At 68.6% G+C, this 13,471-nt stretch carries 12 protein-coding genes and 1 pseudogene; 7 read left to right on the forward strand and 6 right to left on the reverse strand.

What is annotated here, in order from left to right; translation table 11 throughout:
* Positions 1-338: 338 nt before the first annotated feature.
* A complete protein-coding gene (locus OG395_RS45310; RefSeq protein ID WP_327248121.1) occupies positions 339-1,892 on the reverse strand; it encodes an MFS transporter in 1,554 nt (517 codons plus the stop codon).
* Positions 1,893-2,006: 114 nt separating this feature from the next.
* On the opposite strand from OG395_RS45310, the gene OG395_RS45315 reads away from it, so the two are divergent.
* The 3 genes and pseudogenes from OG395_RS45315 to OG395_RS45320 all read left to right on the forward strand — a co-directional run bounded on the left by OG395_RS45315 (position 2,007) and on the right by OG395_RS45320 (position 4,772).
* Positions 2,007-2,936 (forward strand): TetR/AcrR family transcriptional regulator C-terminal domain-containing protein, encoded by a 930-nt coding sequence (locus OG395_RS45315; RefSeq protein ID WP_327248122.1) that lies wholly within the window; start codon positions 2,007-2,009, stop codon positions 2,934-2,936.
* A 76-nt stretch (positions 2,937-3,012) separates the two neighbouring features.
* Positions 3,013-3,533 (forward strand): annotated as a pseudogene (locus OG395_RS58615) (transposase); the annotation flags it as partial.
* 468 nt (positions 3,534-4,001) lie between these two features.
* Positions 4,002-4,772, forward strand: a complete 771-nt coding sequence (locus OG395_RS45320; RefSeq protein ID WP_327248123.1) for a hypothetical protein — start codon at positions 4,002-4,004, stop codon at positions 4,770-4,772.
* A gap of 153 nt (positions 4,773-4,925) precedes the next feature.
* Here the strand turns inward: OG395_RS45320 and OG395_RS45325 are convergent, their stop codons facing one another.
* A complete protein-coding gene (locus tag OG395_RS45325; protein WP_327248124.1) occupies positions 4,926-5,462 on the reverse strand; it encodes a hypothetical protein in 537 nt (178 codons plus the stop codon).
* 275 nt (positions 5,463-5,737) lie between these two features.
* Between OG395_RS45325 and OG395_RS45330 the strand changes: the two genes are divergently transcribed.
* Complete coding sequence (locus OG395_RS45330; RefSeq protein ID WP_327248125.1) at positions 5,738-6,121, forward strand: hypothetical protein; 384 nt, start codon at positions 5,738-5,740, stop codon at positions 6,119-6,121.
* A gap of 243 nt (positions 6,122-6,364) precedes the next feature.
* Here OG395_RS45330 and OG395_RS45335 read toward each other — a convergent pair whose 3' ends face one another.
* Positions 6,365-6,820 (reverse strand): MarR family winged helix-turn-helix transcriptional regulator, encoded by a 456-nt coding sequence (locus tag OG395_RS45335; protein ID WP_327248126.1) that lies wholly within the window; start codon positions 6,818-6,820, stop codon positions 6,365-6,367.
* Positions 6,821-6,974: 154 nt separating this feature from the next.
* Between OG395_RS45335 and OG395_RS45340 the strand changes: the two genes are divergently transcribed.
* Complete coding sequence (locus OG395_RS45340) at positions 6,975-8,432, forward strand: MFS transporter (protein WP_327248127.1); 1,458 nt, start codon at positions 6,975-6,977, stop codon at positions 8,430-8,432.
* 288 nt (positions 8,433-8,720) lie between these two features.
* On the opposite strand, the gene tnpA is transcribed toward OG395_RS45340, so the two are convergent.
* Positions 8,721-9,149 (reverse strand): IS200/IS605 family transposase, encoded by a 429-nt coding sequence (tnpA, locus tag OG395_RS45345; protein ID WP_327248128.1) that lies wholly within the window; start codon positions 9,147-9,149, stop codon positions 8,721-8,723.
* Positions 9,150-9,199: 50 nt separating this feature from the next.
* On the opposite strand from tnpA, the gene OG395_RS45350 reads away from it, so the two are divergent.
* Positions 9,200-10,399 (forward strand): RNA-guided endonuclease InsQ/TnpB family protein, encoded by a 1,200-nt coding sequence (locus OG395_RS45350; RefSeq protein WP_327248129.1) that lies wholly within the window; start codon positions 9,200-9,202, stop codon positions 10,397-10,399.
* A gap of 17 nt (positions 10,400-10,416) precedes the next feature.
* Here OG395_RS45350 and OG395_RS45355 read toward each other — a convergent pair whose 3' ends face one another.
* Positions 10,417-11,775, reverse strand: a complete 1,359-nt coding sequence (locus OG395_RS45355; RefSeq protein WP_327248130.1) for a site-2 protease family protein — start codon at positions 11,773-11,775, stop codon at positions 10,417-10,419.
* Positions 11,776-12,072: 297 nt separating this feature from the next.
* Here OG395_RS45355 and OG395_RS45360 point away from each other — a divergent pair, with 297 nt between their 5' ends.
* Positions 12,073-12,243 carry a CsbD family protein gene (locus OG395_RS45360; RefSeq protein ID WP_327248131.1) on the forward strand — a complete coding sequence of 57 codons (171 nt, stop codon included), beginning with the start codon at positions 12,073-12,075 and terminating at the stop codon, positions 12,241-12,243.
* Between the two features lie 343 nt (positions 12,244-12,586).
* Here the strand turns inward: OG395_RS45360 and OG395_RS45365 are convergent, their stop codons facing one another.
* Positions 12,587-13,465: an ABC transporter substrate-binding protein gene (locus OG395_RS45365; protein ID WP_327248132.1), complete on the reverse strand. Its 879-nt coding sequence runs from the start codon at positions 13,463-13,465 to the stop codon at positions 12,587-12,589.
* Positions 13,466-13,471 lie beyond the last annotated feature (6 nt).

Here is a 13,471-nt window from a genome sequence, read left to right on the forward strand (position 1 = left end):
GCGGTCACGGCCTCGTCGCCAGACCGCGGCCCGTAGGCCGGAGCGCCGGCTGCATCCGCCGCTGCGAAGCGGACCAGGGCGTACTTCTCAGGTCGGCCTGCCGAGGCTGCCCAACTTGCGCGGCGGGATGCCATGCTCCCCGGGCTCGGCGAGCCCCCTCACCGAGCCGGGCGGCATCGACCCTCTGGTGAACAACGTCGGAGTGGGGGAGGCCGTCCCGCCGGTCGGCGCCTCGAGGATGTGCCATCACGGCTCCCCACGCCCGCCGAACGTGTCGTCACATCCGACCGAAGCAGGAATCCCCAGCACCAACCCGGTGATCGCTTCCGGTCACCGCACTACAGGAGCGTGGTGAGTCCCGGTTCGGTGGACGATTGCGTTGAGCCTTTCGTCTTGCCTACGCCTCGCAGGAGGCCGAGCGAGAAGAGACCCGCTCCGGCCATGACGACGGCCGCGCCGACTGACGCGACGCCCATTCCGTGGGTGAAGGCGTCACGTGCAGCCGCCGATACGGCGTCTGCCATGGCGGCCGGGAGATTGGCTGCTGTCGCGCCGCCCAGGGTTTCGCGTACTGCTTCGGCGTGCGGCATGTCGGATGGCAGCGCGTCCGACATGTCCCGGCTGTAGACCGCGGCTCCGATGGAGCCGAGGACGGCCATGCCCAAGGCTCCACCCAGTTCCTGACCCGACTCGAGTACGGCCGCGGCTGAGCCCGCGCGCTGCGGTGGGGCCGCGCCCAGGGCGAGTTCGTTGGCGAGGGTCATGGCGGCGACCAGCCCGCCGGCGTAGACGGAGGCGCCGACGAGGGTGAACCAAAGGGCCGAGTCAGTACGTACCTGGGTCAGCCAGAGGAAACCGCAGGCGGAGACGAGGAAGCCGCCGCCCATGACGTACGCACGGTCGATCCGCTGTGCGAGCGCCGCCCCGATCGGGGCCATGACGGCCACGCCCGCGGCCGGCACCAGGCTCCACAGCGCGGCTGTGAACGGGCTCAGGCCGAGCACGGACTGCAGATACTGAGTGAGGAAGACGGCCATGCCCACCGTGGCGAACATAGCGAGCAGATTGGCGAGCACCGGGCCGCCGAAGGCGCGCCGGCCCAGGAGGCCGAGGTCGATCATGGGGTGAGCGAGGTGCCTCTGGCGGCGTACGAATCCGAAGCCGAGCACGAGTCCCACGGTGATGCCGAGAGCGGGCAGCGGTTCGTAGCCGTGCCGGGCCCACTCCTTGATCCCGTAGATGACCGGGAGCAAAGCGCCGAGTGAGAGCGCCGCACTCAGCGGGTCGAGGCGGCCTCGGACGGCTGGTGTGGACTCTGGCACCAGGAAGGGCACCAGCGCGAGCAGCAGCACCATGGCAGGCAGGTTGATCAGGAACACCGAGCCCCACCAGTAGTGTTCCAGCAGCAGACCACTGACCACCGGCCCCAGTGAGATGCCGGTGGTCATGACGGCCGTCCAGATGGTCACCGCCTTCCCGCGCTGCTTCTCGTCACGGAAGAGGTTGCGGATCAGGGCAAGGGTCGAGGGCATCAGGGCGGCGCCGCCGAGTCCGAGCAGCGCGCGCACGGCGATGAGCAGATCGGCGGAGTGCGCGTACGCCGCGGCCACCGAGGCGGCGCCGAAGACTGCGGCTCCTGTGAGGACCAGCGTGCGCCGCCCGATCCGGTCGCCGAGCGCGCCCATCGTGATGAGCAGCCCGGCGAGTACGAAGCCGTACATGTCGAGAATCCACAACTGCTGTGTGGCGCTGGGCTCCAGGTCGTGGCTGATGTAAGGGATCGCGAAGTACAGGATCGAGACGTCCATCGAGACGAGGAGCAGTGGCAGCGTCAGGACACCGAGGGCGACCCATTCCTTGCGGCCCGCGCGGGGGCCGGGTGTGTTCTCCATGGCGGTACGGAATCGGGTCATCACGTACGCCGCAAACAGATGCCTAGTGCACTCTGCTGTACCCCCTGTCAAAAGGGGGAGGGAGGGCAACCAGTGCACTAGTACGGTGAGGGCATGGCCACCGAACCGCCCTACCTCCGCATCGCCGGGGATCTCCGCCGCCGCATCGCCTCGGGCGAGCTGGCCCCTGGCGACCGAGTTCCCTCCACCCGGCGTATCACGCAGGAATGGGGCGTCGCGATGGCGACCGCGACCAAGGCGCTCACCACGCTGAACCAGGAGGGACTGGTGCGGCCTGTGCCTGGTGTCGGCACGGTAGTTGCGGAGACAGGGCGAGAGCGCAACACGGCCCCCGGTCACCGTCTCACCCGCGAGCGCATCATCCGTGCCGCGATCGCGCTCGTCGACGCGGAGGGTCTGGCCGCGCTCTCCATGAGGCGAGTCGCAACCGAGTTCGGTACCTCCACCATGGCGCTCTACCGCCATGTCCCGAACAAGGGAGAGCTCATACGGCTGATGTCGGAAGCGGTGTTCAGCGGGGGGCCGTCCGGCCCACCACCGGCGGATTGGCGCCCGCGGCTGGAGCGGGAGGCACGGTGGTTGTGGGGTCAGTACGAGCAACATCCCTGGCTGGCGAGAGCCATGGCCGCCCTCACTCGGCCGATGGCTTCGCCCCATGCGATGCAGTACACCGAGCGGGCCCTGAGCGCCTTGAGCGGGCTCGGCCTTACCCCGGATCAAATGATCCATGTCCACCTCACGCTTCTCGGATACGCCCAAGGCGTCGCGATGGCCGTTGAGCTGGAATCCCAGGCGCGGCAGGACACCGGAATGACAGCCGAGGAGTGGATGACATCCAATGAGCCACGGATGGAAGCAATCCAGACGACCCAGTCGTATCCGGTCCTGTCCACGCTCTTCGACCAGGACGGGTTCGAACTCGACCTCGGCACCCTCTTCGAATTCGGGCTCGCGCGGATGCTGGACGGACTCGAGTCACTCCTCGAGCGGCTTCCGAGGGAGCCTTCGCGGTGGAGCCTCTGACCTGTCGGTGCCACTGCCTGTTGGGCCGCGACGCGTGGCAGGGCAAGGCTTGCTGCGACGACGTGTCAGGTAGGTGACACGCATCAAGAACCGGATGCGCGGGCTCCCCGCACCCGGATCCACCCCTCCATGGACCGGGTCCCGGGTCCTCGTCTTGACCATCCGGCCGTTCCGGCCCTGTTCGAAGGCTGCGGCTCCCCGGTTGGCCCTGTGAGGAAGGCAGGACGGCGAGGACTGGTCACCCTGCTGTGGCCCGAGGCCCCGCGCATGGCTGGACGTGCCGTCGAAGACACACTCGCCGCCCTCGGCGAACAGAGGGTCGTCGTCCCTGGCGCCGACGCTGCCGCGCTGACCCGGCATCGGGGTCAGGACCGCAGCCCGGATCCTCATTGACGTCGGCGACGGCACCGCCTTCGCAACCGTCTGACGTCCGGCGGCCTACGCCGCCCCTGCGCCTGCCACGCGCAGATCCGGCTCGTGCATCCGCGGCGAGTACCCCTCCCGACGCGGGAGCAAGCAACTCTAAGGAGCCTTCTGCCTTGCCGCCTTCGCCTCACGGCCTACTACGACAAAAAACGCCGGGAGGGCAAACACCACGTCGCGGTTGGCGGGACTTACCAACGAAGCGCCAATTTCGGATGCTCCTGACCTGGAGCCGGGACAGCCCTTGGGCGGTGGTGCTGACCATCTGCGGCGTACGGCCCGTGGCGCCACCGTGAGTGGAACCAGTGCGAGCCCCACCAGCAGGCTGTCCGTCGGAACAAGGCCCGATCCGTGCTTTGAGCAGGTCCGGCCCTGGCCTCTTCCTTCGCCCTCTGCCGCAGCAGATCGGACACTGACTGGCACTCAGAGCGCTGAGCCACAAGGCAAGTGACAGCCATTCAGATAGAGATCGACGTGACTATTTTTCAAATAGACGCGGCTCTATGCGTAAATGGCGCAAATTCACCCTATCGGCCGTCGGTATCACACTTTAGATGCGCCCGATATGACAGATAAAAGCACCATTAAGTACGTTTGTCACGCATCGGCTACAGCCGATGTCTCTGAGACAGGAGAAGTGATATGACCACGCGTACTGTCGTCGTGACCGCTGCCGCTGTAGGCGCCGCGGCCCTGGCGGCAACCGGTATCAACTACGCCACGGCCGCGGATACCCCCGCAGCCGCGCCCGTTGTCCAGCAACAGGCCGCCGCTCCCGGCGCGACTTCGCAGGACGGCGGCGGCGCCGGGGAGAAGGGTAAGAGCAACGGAGGTGGCGGCTTCGGCGGCAACGGCAACGGCAACGGTGGCGGCTACGGCGGCAACGGCAACGGTGGCGGCTACGGCGGCAACGGTGGCGGCGGCGGTGGTGGCGGCTACGGCGGCAACGGCAACGGTGGCGGCTACGGCGGCAACGGCAACGGTGGCGGCTACGGCGGCAACGGTGGCGGCGGCGGTGGTGGCGGCTACGGTGGCGGCGGCGGTGGTGGTGGCGGCTACGGCGGTGGCGGCGGCTACGGCGGCGGGGAGAAGGGTAACGGCGGTCGCGACAACGACTTCGACAAGGGAAGGATTTTCTTCAACGAGCGGTCCTACTCCGCCCACTCCGACGGCTGCATCACCGTGGTGAGCGGTCTGGGCTCCAGGACTCTCAACGTCCGCAACGACAGCCGCCGGACCGTTGAGGTCTTCCGCGGCGCAACCTGTGACAACGGCTCCCCTGTTGCCACGGTCGGCCCCTGGAGCACCAGCAACGGTGTCACGCCGCGCTTCGTCCACGGCGGCGTGTGGGTCAAGAACGGTGTCGTGGGCAGTTTCCGAGTGATCAGGGACTTCCGCAACGACAAGTGGTAACAGCAACGCCCGCACAGAATGGAAACCCTGGCCCGCCGGAATCGGGCCAGGGTTTCCGGCATTCGATTCGCGGTGCTCATCGGGTCGGCGTCGCGGAAGCCGGAGGGCGCGCGGCCGCGCACGGGGTGGACGACCGGTATGCGGGCTTCGAGGTTACCTTGGCTCGGGTGAGTTTCTGGCCGGGGCGATCTCGAGGAGGCCAAGCAGTGTGTCGCGGTGGAGGTCTGCGATCGGGCTGACAAGGTCCGGGTGGCGCAACAGCGGCGCCGCGCGGTGATCGCGAGCGCTGGGAATTGTCAGCCGACGCGCATCGCCCACGCTGCCCGCGCCGTGGTGGGTTGCGGCCAGGCAGGCCGCTGCCACGGTCGCGAGATCGGCGTCGGCCAGCAGGCAGGCCGCCCAGCTGACAACGGTTTCGTCCACCCAGGTGCGCCAGGCGTATTCGGCGCCATCCAGCGGGTGGGTATCGGTGCCGGTGGCAGCGTCCAGCCGGTCGGAGCCACCCGGGCCGAGCAAGTTCAGCAGTTCGGCGTCCAGCTCGGTGGGGTAACGGAGGGCGGCGGCGATCGTGGCCGCCTGCCATGCCTGGGCTTCGGCCAGGGCATCGTTCAGCGGGCCAGGTGCCGGTGGGAATGCCGACAGCAGCCAGCGAGCGGCGGCAGCTATGACCGGCGAGAGATCACTGGGCATGGTGAACCGTCCTTCACACGTGCCCGCCATGGTTGTGTTGCCTGTGCGTGATCAGGTCGCGAGCGCTCGCGCGCCCGGGGCGCGCGTGGCAGGTAAGCGTAGGGCGGCCGCCTGAGTGGCGACAGGACGTACGTCACAGCCGGGGCGCCCGTCCTCGCCCACGGCTGCGTAGGCCGCGGCCGGTGCCGAAATCACGGGAGCGGTCCATGAGCCCGGCGCCGGGAGTCAGCAGCTTGTCCGGCGAGCGCCTTGGCCCTGCGGATCTTGTTGTCTCTTTGGATCGGGACAGCATCCCCACCGATCGGGCCGCGAACACACTCCGCAACGGCGACAACGGCAAGTGCATCACTCAGGTCTACGACGCCGCGGACTACCGGGACTGCTCGGATTCGACCGTCTGGTGGACCGTGCAGAGCAGGTCGGACGGCAGCTTCAAGCTCGTCAACCAGCAGACCGGCCAGTGTCTGTACTCCAACGGGCTCGGCCAGGCTGTCTTCGTGGGCGACTGTGCCCAGAACACCGCCCGACTGTGGCGTACGGGTTCAGGTGGCAGCCTCCGGAGCGACTACGGCGGCGGCCTCGACCTCGGGACGAGCAGCGGCCTGGTGACGCAGACGTGCGCCGGGGAGGCTTCGCAGCGCTGGACGAGTCAGGCCTGAGGGCTGTCCCGTGATCCCCGGCGGGCGCGCGACGACAGGTACGGCACCTCGCTGCGTTGTCGGAGCCCGAATACGCGCAGTATGAGGACCCTCCTCCGCCTTGCGATGCACCGCATCCGACGCCGCGCGCTGTTCCGCCTGGGATCACGGGACAGCCCTTGGAGGAGCGAATGGCCGGCGGAACGGCTCAAGCGGCACTGAGTGCGGCGCCGGGCCCGCCCAGAAGGCACTTGGGCTGCCGTCTCACGGCCGCGGCCAGGGCCTACCGTCCAAGCGCTCGATGTCGGTGTTGAAGCGCTTGAGGTAGCCGGCGAAGGCGGCGATGTCCTCGTCGGACCAGTCGGCCATGATCTGGTCCAGGGTGTGGATGGTGCCCTCGCGCTCCTCGTCGAGACGCCGCTCGCCCTCCGCGGTGATACGGAATTTGCGTGCCATGCCGCCGTCCGGGTCCGGGATGCGCTCGACGAGCCCGGCGCGCACGGCGGCCGCGGTCTGCCGGTTCAGGGTGGACGCGTCGAGGCCGAAGGCGTCACCGAGCTGGCCGATGGACATCGGGCCCTGCACCCGGATGCGGCTGAGCAGGATGTACGCGCTGCGCTCCAGGGTGCTGCCCTGGCGCCGCCCCTTCGACTTGTGCAGGTGAAGGTAGCGGCTCTGCAGCATCTGCTCGTACTCCACCTGGCGCGTGGCCCTGCTCATCGGATCTCCTCGACGGTCCTGCGCATGCCGGACGGTGCATGCGATATCGCAATGATCCTGCCCCATGCATGATGCATGCAACGTGGTCGATACATTGGATGTGTATGACGCATATTCCATCCCGGCCTCGAATGTCGAAGTAGAGGAGTCCTTCATGGACGGCCCCCAGCCCACCTCCCGATCGGGCGGCGTCGTCGCCACGCTCGCGCTGGCCGGTACCGTCGCCGCGGTCATGCAGACCCTGGTGACACCGCTGATCGCGGACCTGCCGCAGATCCTGCACACCACGTCTTCCAATGCCACATGGGTGATCACCGTCACGCTGCTGTCGGCCGCGGTCTGCGTCCCGGTCGCCGGCCGCCTCGGCGACCTGTTGGGTAAGCGCAAGATGCTGCTCGCCTCCTGTGTGCCGCTGCTCGCGGGCTCGGTGGTGTGCGCCCTGACCTCGTCCGTCGGCATGATGATCGTCGGGCGTGGGCTGCAGGGCATGGGCATGAGTGTGGTGCCGCTCGGCATCAGCCTGCTGCGTGACCTGCTGCCGCCCGAGAAGCTCAGCTCCTCCATCGCTCTGGTCAGCGCCTCCATGGGCATCGGCGGCGGCCTCGGCCTTCCGATCGCCGCCGCGGTCGCCGAGTACGCGAGCTGGCGGGCACTGTTCTGGGGTTCGGCCGTCCTCGCCGCGCTGATCGGCGCGATGATCTGGTCCTTCATTCCCGACGTACCGGCCGCGGCGAAGGGGCAGCGCTTCGACCTGGCCGGCGCGCTCGGCCTCGGCGTGGGCCTGGTCTGTCTGCTGCTCGCGATCTCCAAGGGTGCGGACTGGGGCTGGGGTTCGGTCAGCACGCTCGGCCTTTTCGCCGCCGCGGTCGTGGTCCTGCTGGTCTGGGGCTTCTGGGAGCTGCGCACCCGTGACCCGCTGATCGACCTGCGCACGACCGCCCGCCCCCGGGTGCTGCTCACCAACGCCGCCTCGGTCCTGATCGGCGTCGGCATGTACGCGCAGATACTGATCGTGCCGCAGCTGCTGCAGTTCCCCAAGGCGACCGGCTACGGCCTCGGCCAGTCGATGCTGGCGATGGGCCTGTGGATGGCACCCGCCGGCCTCGTCATGATGGTCGTCTCGCCGTTCGGCGGGAAGCTGACCAACGCGCGCGGCCCGAAGTTCACCCTCGTCTCGGGTTCCCTCGTCATCGCGGCCGGCTATGCCCTGTCGATGGCGCTGATGGGCTCGACCTCGGGCCTGCTGATCGTCACCGTCGTGATCAGCGGTGGCGTCGGTCTCGCCTACGGCGCGATGCCCGCCCTGATCATGAGTGCGGTCCCGGTGTCCGAGACGGCCGCCGCAAACGGCTTCAACACACTGATGCGCTCGCTCGGCACCTCGATCGGCGCCGCGGTGATCGGTGTCGTCCTCTCGCAGATGACGGTCACCATGGGCGGCTTCACCTTCGCCTCCGAGGACGGCTTCCGCGCCGGCCTGCTGATCGGCGGCGGCGTCGCGCTCCTGGCAGCCGCGGTGGCCGCGACCATCCCGGGCGTTGCCCGCTCCGCCGGTGCACAGGACGGTGAGGCGGAGAACGCCGTTACCGCCGAGCCCGCTGCCAAGGCCTGACGCAGGCGCATCAGCGTTGTTGTCTGCTCCGGGACGTCGGTGCCCCGGAGCGGACGCGTTCCCACCATCGTTCAGGGCGCGGCGTCGACCCCCCCGTCCTGCAGCCCCGGATGCGGCCGCGCGTCGAACGTGTTGAACGCCGGCACGAGCAATCCGTGCGCTCCCACCGTGAACACCGGGTCCATCCCTCTTCTTCGGAGGGAATCCCCGACTTCAGTCGGGGAGGGAATCCGATCCTGGGCCCGGAGGTGCGGAGCGCCGGAGTTCTCTACATCTCCGTTGTGACGGTCAGGTGGGCCGCTTCTGGTTCTCGATGTAGTCCTTCACCACCTGGAGTGGTGCGCCGCCGCATGATCCGGCGAAGTAGGAGCCGGACCAGAAGCGGCCGTGCATGGTTGCGCGGTTGACGCGGTCGGGGAACTCGGCGCGCAGGTACCGTGAGCTGACGCCCTTGAGGCTGTTGACCAGGCTGGAGAGGGCGACTTTCGGGGGGTAGTGCACGAGCAGGTGCACGTGGCCTTCTTCGCCGTTGAACTCGATCAGGTCGGTCCCGAAGTCGGTACAGACGTTCCGCATGATCTCCTCGCAGCGCGTCAGCATCTCGTCATTGAAGACGTTGCACCGATATTTGGTGACGAACACCAAGTGTGCGTGAAGGTTGTAGACTACGTGACGGCCGCGCCGCACATCGGGGTTGGGTTCCCAGCGTGGTGACATGCACCAAGTCTAGTGCGGTCGATGGAATCGACGCGGAGGAGGCGGGCTGGATGATCCGTGCATACAAGTTCCTCCTGCGGCCCACCGCCCGGCAGGAACAAGCGCTCGGTGAGATGCTGCGCGATCACGGTTCCCTCTATAACGGGGCATTGCAGGAACGCCGCGACGCCTACCGGCACGCCTCGAAGACGACGGTCCGGTACGGGCAGCAGTCCGTGCAGCTCAAGGAGATCCGGGCATGCGACCCGGAGCGTCAGGGCCGCTGGTCGTTCTCCTCGCAGCAGGCCACCCTGCGCCGGCTGGACAAGGCGTTCGCCGCGTTCTTCCGGCGCATCAAGGCCGGGGACAAGCCGGGCTGTCCGCGCTTTAGGGGGATCGGCCGCTTCGACACGGTGGACTTCCCCAAGGACGGTGACGGCTGCCGGTGGGACTCCACCGCGCATGACCCGGTCACCCGCGTCCGCTTTCAGGGCATCGGGCACGTCAAGGTGCACCGGCACCGGCCCGTGGTCGGCCATGTCAAGACGGTCTCGGTCAAGCGTGAGGGCAAGCGCTGGTATGTGATCCTGACGGCCGAGCGGCCCCGGCCCGAGCCGCTGCCCGCGACCGGCAGCGTGGTCGGCATCGACCTGGGCATCGCCAACTTCCTCGCCGACTCGAACGGCGAGTTCGTGCCCAACCCGCGTCACGGGCGAAAGGCCGCAGCGAAGCTCGAAGCAGCTCAGCAGGCACTGAGCAGGTGCAAGCGCGGAAGCAAGCGCCGCCGCAAGGCGGTAGAGGCCGTGGCACGTCTGCACCGCAAGGTGCGGTGCCAGCGCCTCGACCACACCCACAAGACCGCCCTCGGCCTCGTACGCGAACACGACCTCATCGCGCACGAAGACCTCAAGATCCGCAACATGAGCAAGGCCCCCGCCCCCAAGCCCGACCCCGACCAGCCGGGCCGCTTCCTGCCCAACGGGGCCGCGGCCAAGGCCGGACTGAACCGCTCGATCGCCGATGCCGGATGGGGGGTGTTCCTCGCGATCCTGAACGCAAAGGCTGAGAGCGCCGGGCGGGAAGTGATCGCCGTGGACCCCCGCAACACCTCCCGGCGATGCCCCGAATGCGGGCACACCGCCAAGGAGAACCGGCCCACCCAGGAGAAGTTCCACTGCGTCGCCTGTGGCCACACCGCGCACGCGGACACAGTCGGAGCACTCAACGTTCTACGGGCCGGGCTGGTCCGACGCGAAGCCCAACCGGCATAGCGAGAAGCCACCCCCCTTCAGGGGGGTGGAGGAGTCACGAGCTGTGTTCGTCGAGTGCCCTCCGCGACTCGACCGTTGCCGTTGTCGAATCCGCCGTCGCCCCGCCGCGCCTGATCGTCTAACGCACGGCGCCATAGACGCAGTCGGCGCCGTCCGGTCGCCCTGGAACCCGATGGAGTGCGCGAACGTACCCGCTTCTTCGCGGGTCCGGATACGGCAGGCCGTGCCGGAAGTCGGTCGTCGGGAGTCGGAGTAGCGCCATCAGGGCCCGTTCTGTGCCGCTGGGCCACTCGGTGGATGTCGTGGGCGGTGACGATCCCGTCGAGTCGGCCGCTGTCCGTGACCAGGATGGGCAGTCCGCCGCCCGAGCCGAGGCGGTCCAGGACCTCGGTGAGGAGTTCGTCCGGTGTTGCGAGCGTGCACTGCGACAGCGGGGTCGCCACTTCCCGTATGCGCAGCGTCTCCCGCTGCTGGGAGGGCAGAGCACCGAGTCGGCGCAGCCGTATGACGCCGCTGGGACGGCCTTCGAAGTCCACCAATGGGAGGACCGTATGACCCGACTGTGGGGCCACGTCGGACAGGAAGCGGTCCACCGTCAGCCAGTCCGCACCGGTGGCGGCCGGACTGGTCATCGCCTCCCGCACGCGTATGGCCCGCAGGGCCGTGCGGAGCTCGGCCCACCGTCGTTCGGCCGCGGCGGTGAGCGCCACGAACCAGCCGATGACCATCAGCCACAACCCACCTGGCACCCCCCGCACAAAAGCCAGCCATCCGACCACGGCGAGGCCCGTGCCGATGACCTGTCCGCTGCGCCCGGCCACCCGGCGGGCCCGGTCCTCGTCACCCGTACACCACCACAGCGCGGCCTGCAGGACTCGGCCCCCGTCCAAGGGCGCGGCAGGCAGCAGATTGAAGACGCCCAGCAGCAGGTTCGTGCCGCCCAGCCAAGCCAGCACAACAGCTGGTATCCGCCAGCCCCCTGCCCCCACCCCGGCCGCGGCCCCCAGCGCGGCCCCACCGAGCACCAGGCTGGTCAGCGGCCCGCTCACGGCGACCGCGAGCGCCGCCCGTGGCGTCTCAGGCCGCTGCATCCGGGTCATTCCGCCCAGCGCCCACAACGTAATGTCCCGCACGGGGATCGCGGACCTGCGGGCCGTGAGCGCGTGCGCCACCTCATGCGCCACCAGACTCACCAGCAACAGCAGAGCACCGACAACTCCAGCCACCGCGTACACCACCGGCGCCAGCCCCGGCGCGTACGCAGGCAGCGTGCGGCTGCCCAGACCGTACGCGAAGAGCAGCATGATCAGAGGCACACTCCAATGCGCACGCAGCTCCAGCCCCCGCACACTCCCGATCCGGATCGAACCCTTCATTGCGATCACCTGCAGACGAAACACGAGGCACGGCCGCCGATCGGAGTCCGTCCCCTTACATGGTCCGTCAGCCGCCCCAGCGAGGGGAACCACTCAACGGACCTGGCTGAGGCAGGCGCCTTCACGGACCAGGAAAAAGGCCAGGGTGAGCATCGGGTCGGCTCATGAGGGCCGTGTGCGCCGGACGCGTGCCCGCCCCGAACAAGCCGGTTTGCAGCACTTCGGTGGCGGAGGCAGGGTGGGAGGACAGCCCCGCTTACCTCACCCCTGCCGACTCCCGGAAGGACAGGGATTCTGATGACCAAGGGCAAGGCGAAACAGGTCAAGGGCAAGATGAAGGAGACCCTTGGCAAGGCAATCGGCGATAAATCCATGCAGAGGCATGGTCTGGGCGAGCAGCTGCGCGGGAAGGCACAGGAGCTCACCCACAAGACAGCCGACAAGTTCCGGAAGCGGACTGGTCACTGATCTCGACCACTCATCAGGCGAAGTAGAAGTATCAGTTCTGCCGCTGCGTCATTCTTGCCTGGGCCCGGCGTCGGGTTCGCTCACTCCGCAGGAAGACACGTCGCCCACCAGCGCACCGAGACCCCTCCGCCCCGGCCCCCTCTTGAGGTACTGCGTGCGCTTCGGTAGCGCCGGGCTTCTCGGAGCTGTCCCGTAACCCCTGGCAGGCGTACGACGACAGCTACGGCGCCTCGCTGCGTTGTTCGGAACGCCCGAATACGTCCAGTATGAGGACGCTCCTCCGCCTTGCGATGCTCCGCATCTGACGCCGCGCGCTGTTCCGCCAGGGGTCACGGGACAGCCCTCAGGGTGTGGTGCTTGCGGTGCGGTAGAACTCGGCTGCGGTGACGCCGGCGGGGACGCCGAGTTCAGCGGCGACCGCCATGATTGCGGTGGCGCCGACGGCGAGGTCGGCTTGACCGTCGGTGGTGAAATACGGGGCGATGAACGTCTCGTAGTGGGCTCGGGCTTCATCTGCGGTGTGTCGGCCGAGGAACGTCTGGATGTGCCGCACCGTGGTGTCGGGTTCGTTGTGGATCACCTGCAGGGCGCGCCGGTGGGCTCGTACGACGGCTTGGACCGCGGGGTCGTCCGGGTGGATGAAGGTGGGGTCGACGGCCACGCCCACGGTGGGGATCTGGAAGTGGTCGCCGACCCAGGCCGGCACCTGCCAGCCGTGCTCGGCGGCTATCGCCTCCGGTGCCATGGTGCTGCCGACCAGGGCGGCGTCGATGCTGCCGTCGTGCAGCCGGCGCAGGTCCATGCCGTAGTCGCCTGGCGAGCGGACGACGGTATGGATGTCGCGGTCCGGGTCGAGGCCCGCCTGGCGCAGCACGATCCGGGTAAAGCACCCGGGCGCGGTGTGGGGGGCGTGCACCGCCAGCCGTCGGCCGGCCAGGTCGGCCAGGGAGGTCAGGCCGGGGCGGGCGAGGAACCAGAACAGCGGGCGGTGGGTGTTGACATTGAGTACGGCCCAGGGGATGCCACTGGTCAGTCGGGACAGCAGTGCCCGGCCGAGCCCGATGGTGGCGCCGCGGCGCAGCCGCTCCTCGCCCCAGGTGCAGCCGTCGCGCAGCGCGACGTGGACGCCCTCGTCGGCGTAGTAGTCCTGCTGGTCGGCGATGTAGGCGACCAGTTCCTCGTGCAGGCCCCGCCCGACGTAGGCGAGATCGATCGTGTGCATGAACGT

This window comes from Streptomyces sp. NBC_01320, assembly GCF_035974375.1.
GTDB lineage: Bacteria > Actinomycetota > Actinomycetes > Streptomycetales > Streptomycetaceae > Streptomyces > Streptomyces yanii.

What these genes read in the sequence shown, in the direction of transcription:
- OG395_RS45310 (WP_327248121.1), bottom strand. Translation starts at nt 1,892, where the DNA reads ATGGAGAACACACCCGGCCCCCGCGCGGGCCGCAAGGAATGGGTCGCC.
- OG395_RS45315 (WP_327248122.1), top strand. Translation starts at nt 2,007, where the DNA reads ATGGCCACCGAACCGCCCTACCTCCGCATCGCCGGGGATCTCCGCCGC.
- OG395_RS45320 (WP_327248123.1), top strand. Translation starts at nt 4,002, where the DNA reads ATGACCACGCGTACTGTCGTCGTGACCGCTGCCGCTGTAGGCGCCGCG.
- OG395_RS45325 (WP_327248124.1), bottom strand. Translation starts at nt 5,462, where the DNA reads ATGCCCAGTGATCTCTCGCCGGTCATAGCTGCCGCCGCTCGCTGGCTG.
- OG395_RS45335 (WP_327248126.1), bottom strand. Translation starts at nt 6,820, where the DNA reads ATGAGCAGGGCCACGCGCCAGGTGGAGTACGAGCAGATGCTGCAGAGC.
- OG395_RS45340 (WP_327248127.1), top strand. Translation starts at nt 6,975, where the DNA reads ATGGACGGCCCCCAGCCCACCTCCCGATCGGGCGGCGTCGTCGCCACG.
- tnpA (WP_327248128.1), bottom strand. Translation starts at nt 9,149, where the DNA reads ATGTCACCACGCTGGGAACCCAACCCCGATGTGCGGCGCGGCCGTCAC.
- OG395_RS45350 (WP_327248129.1), top strand. Translation starts at nt 9,200, where the DNA reads ATGATCCGTGCATACAAGTTCCTCCTGCGGCCCACCGCCCGGCAGGAA.
- OG395_RS45355 (WP_327248130.1), bottom strand. Translation starts at nt 11,775, where the DNA reads ATGAAGGGTTCGATCCGGATCGGGAGTGTGCGGGGGCTGGAGCTGCGT.
- OG395_RS45360 (WP_327248131.1), top strand. Translation starts at nt 12,073, where the DNA reads ATGACCAAGGGCAAGGCGAAACAGGTCAAGGGCAAGATGAAGGAGACC.
- OG395_RS45365 (WP_327248132.1), bottom strand. Translation starts at nt 13,465, where the DNA reads ATGCACACGATCGATCTCGCCTACGTCGGGCGGGGCCTGCACGAGGAA.